Origin of the sequence: Candidatus Protochlamydia phocaeensis, assembly GCF_001545115.1 — a bacterium.
Lineage (GTDB): Bacteria > Chlamydiota > Chlamydiia > Chlamydiales > Parachlamydiaceae > Protochlamydia_A > Protochlamydia_A phocaeensis.
In genome coordinates this window covers 1-6009 of record NZ_FCNU01000009.1, presented here as the reverse complement: position 1 = coordinate 6009, position 6009 = coordinate 1, and the positions used below count along the sequence as shown (strand labels likewise).

Annotated in this window: 6 protein-coding genes; 1 reads left to right on the top strand and 5 read right to left on the bottom strand. The window is 38.4% G+C overall.

Annotated elements, in window-relative coordinates; all coding sequences use genetic code 11:
* The first annotated feature begins 934 nt into the window (after positions 1-934).
* Positions 935-1420 (top strand): DoxX family protein, encoded by a 486-nt coding sequence (locus BN3769_RS03215; RefSeq protein ID WP_154017803.1) that lies wholly within the window; start codon positions 935-937, stop codon positions 1418-1420.
* On the opposite strand, the gene BN3769_RS03210 is transcribed toward BN3769_RS03215, so the two are convergent.
* The 5 genes from BN3769_RS03210 to BN3769_RS03190 form a co-directional block, all read right to left on the bottom strand.
* Positions 1364-1573 (bottom strand): hypothetical protein, encoded by a 210-nt coding sequence (locus BN3769_RS03210; RefSeq protein WP_068467520.1) that lies wholly within the window; start codon positions 1571-1573, stop codon positions 1364-1366. The genes BN3769_RS03215 and BN3769_RS03210 overlap by 57 nt on opposite strands.
* Complete coding sequence (locus BN3769_RS03205; protein ID WP_154017802.1) at positions 1554-2273, bottom strand: hemerythrin domain-containing protein; 720 nt, start codon at positions 2271-2273, stop codon at positions 1554-1556. Before BN3769_RS03205 ends, BN3769_RS03210 begins: the two co-directional genes overlap by 20 nt.
* Before the next feature lie 43 nt (positions 2274-2316).
* Complete coding sequence (locus BN3769_RS03200) at positions 2317-3105, bottom strand: sulfite exporter TauE/SafE family protein (RefSeq protein ID WP_068467518.1); 789 nt, start codon at positions 3103-3105, stop codon at positions 2317-2319.
* Between the two features lie 80 nt (positions 3106-3185).
* Positions 3186-4277 carry a linear amide C-N hydrolase gene (locus BN3769_RS03195; protein ID WP_068467517.1) on the bottom strand — a complete coding sequence of 364 codons (1092 nt, stop codon included), beginning with the start codon at positions 4275-4277 and terminating at the stop codon, positions 3186-3188.
* A 323-nt stretch (positions 4278-4600) separates the two neighbouring features.
* Positions 4601-5485 (bottom strand): leucine-rich repeat domain-containing protein, encoded by an 885-nt coding sequence (locus BN3769_RS03190; RefSeq protein ID WP_154017801.1) that lies wholly within the window; start codon positions 5483-5485, stop codon positions 4601-4603.
* Between the last annotated feature and the right edge of the window lie 524 nt (positions 5486-6009).

The window sequence follows — 6009 nt, the reverse complement described above, 5'->3', positions numbered from 1 at the left end:
CCGAAGGTTTCGTTCGACTTGCATGCCTCATCCACGCCGTCAGCATTCAATCTGAACCAAGATCAAATTCTCACAGAAAAAAAACTCTTGAAAATCTGAGTTGTTTATTTTGCACCGCTTAAAGCGGCGCTTTATATGTAAGACAGGTAAATCTGTCCCACACAAGCTCTATTTATTATGCTTGCACATTGTCTCTCTTATACTGTCAAAATACTTGTAGCTCCTCAAGGAAGCTATATTGTTGCCTTAAATTATTAAGGCGACAGAAAATCTTTAAACTTTAATTTAAAGACTAACAATTAAATGTTATAGGATTTTAAAGCATCTAAGATGGGAAAAAGAAGAAGTTGATGCACTCTTTCTTCTCTAGTTTTAAGTATACTAAATCTTTTCGAATTTTGTAAACATAAAACTGATTTACGCTTATTTGCTTATTTAGCAATTTGTGCGTTTCTTATGAGATTTATATTAGCAACAAAAGAGTTTTTCGTGCAACTCTTTTTAAAAACAAAAAAAAATTAAAAAAAAATATACTCAAAAATTATTCACATAAAGGAATGAGAATCAATTTATTGCATAAACTAGAGCAGAACGCGTTCGAGAGCAGTTTTTGCCGGAAGACATTTTCTTTTCTGTGCGTTTAAATAGAAAATAAGGGAACGATAAAGTAAAAAACCCAACAGCGATTCCCTTTAAACCCTGAAAAAAAGGCTCTCTCATTTTATTGATTCTAACCGGACTGCTTAATAACCTGAGTTAATAGACACTCTTCGAGTAGGAATTCAAGAAACAAAGCGTTTATGAGAGCAAATGGGGCTTATCGAAATTGAACCTATTTTTAATAAATGCATTTGATGGGAAATGTAAATTTGATTATAGCTTTCTTAAAAAATTACGCTTCTAATAGAGCTTTTCTTGTGACAGGATGATTACCATGATCGCTTTAGAAAAATCTTCGCTATGGGAACCTATTCTTATCCGGTTAATGGTGGGCACGGTCTTTTTATCTGAAGGCATTCAGAAATTTTTATATCCGGGCACTCTGGGTGTTGGCCGTTTTTCTCAGATAGGAATTCCCTTTCCAGAAATCACGGCCCCCTTTGTCGGAATTGTAGAAATTATTTTCGGTTCATTGCTCATTATCGGGTTTATGACTAGGCTAGCCTGTCTTCCTCTTCTCATCGATATCTTGACTGCTATTGCAACAACTAAGATCCCGCTTTTATTATCAAAGGGATTCTGGCCCATGGCACATGAAGCCAGAACAGATTTCTGCATGCTTTTAGGTCTGCTATTTCTCTTAATTGTGGGACCTGGCAAATGGTCAATCGACGACCGATTTCCAACTAAGCCTGCTTACCATTTATTTTTTCCAAGCTTGCTCATGCTTATTTTTGTAATCTTCGAATGCTTTAATTAGACCATTCAAAACTTCTGCTGACGTTTCAAACATCGCTTTGAACTGTGGCTCATCCACATTTTTTAGAGCTTCGCGCAATTGCTCTGTGGTTTCTTTTAGGCGCTGCTGCATATTTTTAGCATGATGATAAGGACTATTTTGATTTTGATTCATAGGATGCCTCTTTATTTCTTTTGAGATTAGGGGTAAATTGGGACAAATTATAGATATTCAGCTGTTTTTCAATCTCAGCTAATTGATCAACCGTCTTTTCAAATCCGTTTTCTCCAAAAAGTCGGTGTTCTCTTTCTTCGAATTTATCGCCTAATTTGTCGTACTCGTCTTGAGAGAGAAGCTTACGAAAAGCAGGAAATAAAACCGTATCTTCTCTAGCTTCATGAGGACGGAACATACGAATATAAAGGCGCAGATAATGAGCTAATAGATGCTTTTGTTCTTCATCTTTGAGCATTTGTTCATTGGCATGGGAAAGAATATAATCTGTTAGTTGGCGTCCGGCATCATGCTGATCTTTTAATGTCTTTACGAGATCGGCTAATTGATGAGTTTTTTCAAAGCGCGGAAAAATATATTCTTCTTCTAATTTTTCGTGATAATCTTCTAAAAAATTGCGGACAATTTTTGCCGAGTTTGCCAACGCATCGATAGGAAACTCCTGCTTATGCTCAATGCGTTTGGCAATTTCCTGATAAATAAGGAGAAGGCGGTTCAAAATCCCATGTTCGCGCATGAGGTCTTCATTGGGCGAAACCTCCTCTTCCTGCTTGCCAGAGAATGGATCGGCAGATAAGCCTGAAAAGGTAAATAAGGAAGCTGTTAAAACGCTTATAAGAGCAAACCCCTTCTTCCCCATTGCTATTCTCCTTCTTTTTTTTCTTATATTTCAGTCGGATATTTCAGGCAATTCCTAAGACAATTGCCGCTCCCAAGAGCAAAAGCATGATGCCAACAATGATTTGCAGCGCTTTAAAAGTCATTCGATGGACCAGGCGGGCCCCCAGATAAGAGCCAATAAAAGAAGATAGGCATGCGGCAATTAAAATAGCCCTCATCTCCCCTGAAAGCATATGGGCAAATTTTTTAGAGTAAAGGGCCCATCCATAAATGGCGATGCGAATAACATCCACAATGATGCTACAGATTACTCCCGTGCCAATGAATTCTTCTTTTTTTAATCCTGCTTTAATTAAAAAAGCCGAGCGAAGCGTACCCTGATATCCCGATATTCCTCCAAAAAAACCGGAAAGCGCTCCGCCAACCGGAATATAATGAGAAGGAAAAGATAACTTGGAGAATCTAGGAATGAGTTCCATAAATGAAGATAAAATTACTATCACTCCTATGATCAATCCGATAGGAGTGATGTGGAAGGCATGGGTATAAAGATGGTACGTTGTAATCGAAGGCCAATTCGATACCAATCCCAACAGATACGCTCCTAGTGCTGATGCGAAAGCTGCAGGCAGTCCGAATTTAAAAACAATGCTCCATTTCGCCCACTTTCCGACCAGCACAGCTTTAAATATGTTATTTGCCAGATGCACCACGCCGGTTGCAGCAATAGCTATGGGCAGTGGAAAGAAAATGGCAAAAACCGGCATGAGTACAGTACCTAGGCCGAATCCAGAAAATAAAGTTAGAATAGAGACAAAGAAGGCTGTCGCGCAAATGAGCGAATATGCCATGGGACTTTTTTCCTTATTTCCTTTGCCGGTTTGCTCGCTTTCCTTTCCACGATAACATCAAAAAGACATCGTCCCCTCTTTTAAAGCTTAGCAGGAAGAAAAGTAAAAGGTTTGGCCGGCTTCAGATTGCCAGATGCATTGCCGGCATAAATTTTTCCTCCTGCTATTTCTAATTTCATAATGGAGGCATCTTCTTTAAAATTCAGATCGGATAAGGAAATCCAAAAAGCATTGGGGCTGGTAGCCGAATCGAAATAATAAACCTTGTTTTTTTGATCGCTTATGGTCCGCCAAAGCGTAGCGGCAATATTCGGTTTATCAGGAGTTGTAATGCCTAAAGGAATACTGACGCTACGCATGATGCTCATCACTTCGGCAACGGCTTGATAAGCATAGCGTTGATCGGGAACTGCGCTTATATAGCGAGGATCGGCCTTCTTCGGAACCGCTTCAAGAAAAAAAGATGCCCGCACAAAGCGATCAGCGGCTCTATTTGTCCCAGGTAAAAAGGTTGTTCCGCCAATGTCTTGCCAATACGCATTCAAAGCCAGTTGCTGATCATAAGAAGGCGAATTAGTCATGACTTTATACTGCTTTCCATGATGGATCACCAGCTTCCCATTCAAATATTCGAAAACAGCAGAATCGCCGCTAGAATCGGAAATGGACAGATGAAGTTGAGCCAGGGAACCATTTGGCAAAGTGGACGTAACAATTTGAAAAGGCTCCTGCCGTAAGTGTTCTACAGCTTCCGCAACGGTCTCAAAATTATCAAGCGCGTATTGTGCCCATAGGCTAATGGATAGCAAAGGCTTGCTTCCATCGGGTTTTCCGTAATCCGATTCGTCCAAATATAGCAAATTGGCTACGAATCCCTTTTCATTCATTCCATCGGCAGTCCCCACATCATATCCTGAAACTGTCACACTGCCATATTTGGATGTCCAGGCAATGGGATTTCGATCTACTGCCCCATTGCGTTTAATCCCACGCGGGAAAACCCATATATTGGAATGCATGTCTTCTCTCCAATCCATCGACCGTCCGGTGATCACTGTTTCCTCTATACCTTGATAGAGGATACGCGTACAAGCCTCGACTGGATTAAAGAATGGATGAAGGAGGGTTAAGCTTGCCAAAACCAACTCTAAAGATCTGTTAAATATTCTCATTTTAGCCTTTGAATTGTAGATAAATGGTTTAAATATCCCTTTATTACCTATAAAAATAAATTTAAAAGGGAATTCCCTTTTAAAAGCTATAAGAAAATTGAAAGGAGAGTAGGCAGAGTTCGTCTATTAAACTGAGATTAGATCCAAATAAGGAAGCCTTATCACCTCTAATATGCCTCCCCTACTGGGCCTTCTCAAAAGAATTCAATAGTTAGGATGGGGTTAAGCCCTCTCTTCATGCATGACTGCTCAAGATTGAAAATTTACCTGTCCCCAATTGAATAAGATCGGCATCTCCCTCTGTCAATAAAGAAGAGGTTTAACTATCCTAATAGATCGGAATCCGCTATAGCAGTTCCAACCAGATTCACGCTCTTAAGCTGGGGGAATAGATCTTTAATTTTATGCAACTCTTCTGCAGTTAATTTTAAACAAGAGCAAAGATCTAACTCTTCAAGCGAAAGCCCTGCCAAGCCATCTAAACCGTTAATTTCTGTCCAACCAAGATTAAGGCGCCTCAAATGAGGAAATAAATCTTTAATTTTAAGAAATTCTTCCGAAGGAAGTTTTTGGCATCCAAAAAGATTTAACTCTTCAAGCGGAAGCCCTGCTATTTCTTTCAATTCCTTAATTTCGATCCAATTAAGCTTAAGTTTTTTAAGCAGCGGAAACAAAACGTTAATCTTGGGAAATGCCTTTCGAGTAAGGGAATGACATCCATAAAGATATAACTCTTCAAGTGGAAGTGCTTTCAATCTCTCTAAATCACTAATGAAACTCCACCCCAGATTGAGGCGCCTAAGGTTAGGAAATAAGTCTTTGATTTTGAAAAATTCTTCTGCCGAAAGATTTTTACAAGCAGAAAGGTCTAGCTCTTCCAGAGGAAGGCCTTTCAAGTCGTCTAAAAGGGTAATGGCAGCCTCTGATAAATTAAGGCTTTTAAGGTTAGGAAATAAGTCTTTAATTTGAAGAAAAGCCGTAAAATTGTGGCATAAAGAAAGGTTAAGCCTCTCTAGATTCTCTGATTTGCATTCGTTCAAGTTAGTCAGGCAGGTGCGGGATAGATCAAGCTGCTTTAAATGGGGGAACGCTCTCAATATTAAGGGCGTAATTTGAATCGCATCCTGCTTAGCCAATTGAGAAAGAGAATGAATGCTACGAGGGATAATGCTCAGGGTATTAGCTGAGAAATAAGTCAATAGTTGCATAGGCCTGTTTTGATCGAAAATTTTCAAACATATTAAGTTATTTATTTCAGGATCCAAATTATACGTTTGAATTTTGCTTAATTCCAACTTATCTTCATCTGTTATTTCTGTTGGTAATGCGTTTAAAAAAGCATTAATAGATAATTCTTTAAATTAGGAATCATTCTTGTCCTTGCACTAATTTTATAATTAAAAAAAACAAGAAAATCTAAAACATGAATGCAGAGAATAATAAAACTTAGCTGACAGTTAAAAACGTGTTTAAAGAAGGAAAGCCAACCAATATTTATCCAAGTCAAGTTATCTATTCTAACTTCACATGCTTAGATTAATTATTTGAATGCCAAAGTGCTAAACGAAAAACAAAAAAAGTTTACCTTCCATTTAAAGCAACTTTAGAGCCTGTTAAAAAACTTGGTTTGTCAAACGTTTTAGCATTAATTTAGACATTGCCAAATAGATAAAAGCTTCAGAAGTTGAGGGATAATATTCATAGTCTTTACTCAATCTTCGATACCTTCCAA